The following is a 285-nucleotide window of genomic DNA, read 5'->3' on the forward strand; positions in this document are numbered from 1 at the left end:
GCTCCTGACTAAACTCGTACATACCATTCACGTTGTCGAGATCGACGCGGTACAGAATATCCGTGTCCTGCTCGTGGCGCACGTACATGTACGGCAATTCCCCGATGTTGCACTTCACATCGAAATCCGGGTCCACGCTCTTCTCCATCTCGCGTTCGCGGGCCTCTCCCTCACGACGCTCAGCGTCTTGCCGCTCGCGCTCACGGCGCGAAATCTCCTGTTCCTCCAGCCGATTGCGCTCGTCCATGAAGTCCCAGAATCCGTCGATTGTGAGCCAATTCGAAT

Annotated in this window: 1 protein-coding gene; it reads right to left on the minus strand. The window is 56.8% G+C overall.

What is annotated here, in order from left to right; translation table 11 throughout:
* Window positions 1-247, minus strand: a 247-nt coding sequence (locus AC1RP1_RS08270; RefSeq protein WP_481762764.1) for a hypothetical protein, incomplete at its 3' end; no start/stop codon positions are given.
* Window positions 248-285 lie beyond the last annotated feature (38 nt).

Source organism: Dellaglioa sp. CoH-56-MRSF-13 (assembly GCF_056782095.1).